The following is a 3804-nucleotide window of genomic DNA, read 5'->3' on the forward strand; positions in this document are numbered from 1 at the left end:
CGGCGCGGGAGGCCGAGCGCGCGGCGCGTCGTGCGGTGGCGGCGGCGGGTGGCGTCATCCGTGGACTCCCTCGTGGATGCGGCGGGCGGCGCGCAGACGGGCCGAGGCGGCGCGCGGGTTGCGCGCGACCTCCTCGGACGTCGGCGTGAGGCCCCCGCGGGTGAGCAGCTCGGCCTCCGGCGTGCGGCCGCACGCGCAGACCGGGAAGTCGGGGGGGCAGATGCACCCCTGGGCCCGGTCGGCGAGGAAGCGCTTCACGCGCCGGTCTTCGCCGGAGTGGAACGAGATCCCTGCAAAACGGCCGTTTTCGCGGAGGAGCGACCAGGCCGCGGGGAGGCCCTCGTCGATCTCGCGGTACTCGTCGTTCACCGCGATCCGGATCGCCTGGAAGACGCGCTTCGCGGGGTGACCGGATGCGAAGCGGGCCGGCGCGGGGATCGCGGCGCTCACGACGTCGACGAGGCGGGTCGTCGTCGTGATCGGCGCGCGGTCGCGCTCCCGGACGATCGCGCGCGCGATCTGCCGCGCGTAGCGCTCGTCGCCGTACTCGCGCAGCACACGCGTGAGGCCGCGCTCGTCCCACGTCGCGACGAGCTCCGCGGCGGTGAGCTCCTGCGTCGTGTCCATCCGCATGTCGAGCGGGGCGTCGGCGCTGTAGGAGAAGCCGCGCTCGCGCTCGTCGACCTGCATCGAGCTCATGCCGAGGTCGAGGAGGACGGCGTCGGCCCGGACGCCCTCCTCGCCGAGCGCGTCGAGGACCTCGGCGAACGGTCCGTGGAGGAAGCGCGTCCTGCACTCCACCTCGCCCGCCATCTCTTCGAAGCGCGCGCGGGCGGACGGGTCGCGGTCGATCGCGATGAGCTCGCCGGCGGCGCCGAGGCGCTCGGCGAGGAGCCGGGAGTGCCCGCCCGCCCCGAAGGTGCAGTCGACGGCGGTCTCCCCCGGCTGCGGGTCGAGGACCTCGAGGACCTCGTCGGCGAGGACGGGGACGTGGGCCGGTGCGGTCATGAGCGTGCGCACCGTCAGCCGGCGGTCGTGGGCGTGGCGCCGCCGCGGCGGCCGAGGAGCGAGGTGATCTCGCTGACGTCCGTCGCGAGGCGGTCGTTGTAGGCCGTCCAGCGCTCGCGGTCCCAGACCTCGAGCCGGTCGCCGACGCCCGTGACGACGACGTCCTTCGTGAGGCCCGCGTGCTCGCGGAGGAAGGGCGGGACGGGGACGCGGCCCGCCGAGTCGAGCTCGACGTCGACGGAGTTCGCGGAGAAGAAGCGCGTGAGCTTCTCGGCCTCCGGGCTGAGGGGGTGGAAGTCCGCGAGGGCGCTCTCGACGTAGGCGTCGAAGCGCTCGGGCACCCAGATCGCGACGTTGCTCTCGATCCCCTTCGCGAGGATCGCGCCGTCGGAGAGCTGGGGACGGAACTTCGCCGGGACGGTGAGCCGGTTCTTCGCGTCGAGTGTGTAGTCGAAGGTTCCGCGAAAGGGCGCCATGGCTGCGGCTCCGGCCGGTCCGCCCATCGCGTCCTGCTCGGGCGGGGAAAGAGCTCGCGAACCGAGGTGGAGGAGTGGGAGGAGCCCCTCCACCCCGGTTCGCTGCCGCGAAGGTACCCCACACTCCCCCACCCGTCAACACATCTCTCCACCGCTCTCCACGAATGGGCGACGCCGGCGGCCGTCAGCCGTGCTGCGCCGCCCGTTTTTCGCCGCTCCATGGGGGTTTCCGCTTCGCTGCAACGGCGATTGCACGTCGTCCACACGCCGTGCTCCCCGCCCGGCGCAGACGCGACGCGCGCCCCTGAGATCGGCCGGCGAGCCCTCGGGTGGCCTGTGGGTGGGAGGAAGTGGGAGATCGACCTGCGTTCTGTCGTCGCAGGACGCCGCTCCCCGCCCTACGATCCACTCCTCGCGTGCGCGGGCGCCAGTCCCGCGCGGTTCCACGATCCTCAGGAGCACTCAGTGCAGAAGCCCAGCCTCACCGCGCGACGCGCCCTCGCCGGCGTCCTCGCCGGTGCCGCTCTCGTCGCCGCCGGATGCGGTGACGACGAGAGCGACGGCGGTCTCGACCCCGCCTCCCTCATGCCCGCGAGCGCGCCCGTCTACTTCGAGCTGACGGTCCGCCCCGAGGGCGAGCTCCGCGACGACTTCGAGGCGGTCGCCTCCAAGGTCCTGCGGACCGACGACGTCGGCGAGCGCGTGAAGGCGCTCGTGAGCACGATCGTCGAGGACGAGGACACGACGTTCGAGAAGGACATCGAGCCCTGGCTCGGCGACCGCATCGGCGGCGGGATCGTCTCGCTCACCGACACGAGCTCCCCCGACTTCGCGATCGCCGTCGCGACGACGGACTCCGACGCGGCGTACGAGTCCCTCGAGGAGGACGGCACGACCGAGGTCGAGTACGAGGGCGTGAAGTACCTCCGCGACGAGGACGACGAGATGGTCGCCGGGATCGTCGGCGACGCGCTCGTCATCGCGAGCGAGCCCGGCTTCAAGGCCGTCGTCGACGCCGAGGAGTCCGGCGAGACGCTCGCCGGCTCCGACCGCCTCGAGCAGGCCCGCGACGGCGTCGACGTCGACGCGGCGCTCGGCTTCCTCTACGCCGACCTCGAGTCGGCGGTCACCGCGCTCGCCGCGGGCGAGCCGCTCATCGCGTCACAGATCGAGCCGCTGAAGCAGGCGCTCGGCGACGCTGCGACGATCGGCGCCGCGCTCACGGTCGCCGACGACGCGATCCGGGTCGAGGCCGCGCAGATCGGCGGCCCGGACGCCGAGCCGAAGGGCGACCCGGCGGCCGTGCTCGCCGGCCTCCCGGAGAGCACCGTCATCGGCGCTGGGCTCGGCGCCGTCGGTCCGACGCTCCAGCAGATCGTGGATCAGCTCCTCGGCGCCGGCCCGATCCTCGGCCAGGACCCGCGCCAGCTCCTCCAGCAGCTCGAGAGCCAGGTCGGCATCAGCCTCGAGGAGGACCTCCTCTCGTGGATGGGTGAGGGCGCGATCTCGATCCAGGGCGGGAGCATCGCCGACATCGGCGGCGGGCTCGTCGTCCGCTCGACCGATCCCGCGAAGACCGCGGAGGCGATCGAGAAGCTCGTCCCGGTCGTCCGCGGCTTCGGCGCGACGGTGAGGACCGAGGCGCCGCAGGGGGCCGACGAGGGCTTCCGCATCGATCTCGGCGACACCGGGCTCTCCGGGCTCGAGCTGCTCGTCGGGCTCAAGGGCGACCGCTTCGTCATCGGCATCAACCCGCAGGTCGTCGCGGCGATGCTCGCCGGGGACCAGGACGGCACCCTCGGCGAGAGCGCGAAGTTCAAGGCGGCGGCGAGCAAGCTCGGCGACGGCATCCAGCCGTCCTTCTACGCCGACTTCGAGGCCATCGTCTCGTTCCTGGCGCTCGGGGCCGGATCGGACCCGGACTTCCAGTCCGCGAAGCCGTACCTCGACGCGTTCAGCGCGATCGTCGCCGGCAGCAAGCGCGACGGCGACACGAACCGCGCGCGCCTGGCGATCACGCTGAAGTAGCACCGCCCGCCATCCCGACGCCGGCCGGACGCTCTCCGGCCGGCGTCGGGCCGCGCGCGGGCCGCGTCAGCCGGCGAGGCCGACCGCCGGGAGGAGCGCCGCCCCGACGACGAGCAGGACGCTCGGGACGAGGAGCAGCGCGACGACGAGCTGGATCTTCGGCGCCGCCCGCGCCGCGCGGTCGGCGATGAGCCGCGACCGCTCGGCCCGGGCGTCCGCCGCGAGCGCGGCGAGCGCAGGCGCCACGGGTGCGCCGTGCCGGTCGGCGCGGCCGAGCGCCGCGACGAGCGCG

The 3804-nt window shown here is 73.8% G+C and carries 4 protein-coding genes; 1 reads left to right on the forward strand and 3 read right to left on the reverse strand.

Annotated elements, in window-relative coordinates:
* Positions 1 to 54: 54 nt before the first annotated feature.
* Entirely contained in the window at positions 55 to 1008 is a 954-nt protein-coding gene (gene rsmH / locus ACME2J_RS22030; RefSeq protein ID WP_495547096.1) for a 16S rRNA (cytosine(1402)-N(4))-methyltransferase RsmH, read from the reverse strand.
* Between the two features lie 14 nt (positions 1009 to 1022).
* Entirely contained in the window at positions 1023 to 1484 is a 462-nt protein-coding gene (gene mraZ, locus ACME2J_RS22035) for a division/cell wall cluster transcriptional repressor MraZ (RefSeq protein WP_495547097.1), read from the reverse strand.
* A gap of 465 nt (positions 1485 to 1949) precedes the next feature.
* On the opposite strand from mraZ, the gene ACME2J_RS22040 reads away from it, so the two are divergent.
* Entirely contained in the window at positions 1950 to 3512 is a 1563-nt protein-coding gene (locus ACME2J_RS22040) for a DUF3352 domain-containing protein (RefSeq protein ID WP_495547098.1), read from the forward strand.
* Positions 3513 to 3578: 66 nt separating this feature from the next.
* Here the strand turns inward: ACME2J_RS22040 and ACME2J_RS22045 are convergent.
* Positions 3579 to 3804: type II secretion system F family protein (locus ACME2J_RS22045; RefSeq protein WP_495547099.1), on the reverse strand; the 226-nt coding region annotated here is incomplete at its 5' end.

The sequence above is a fragment of the Paraconexibacter sp. genome (genome assembly GCF_059438195.1).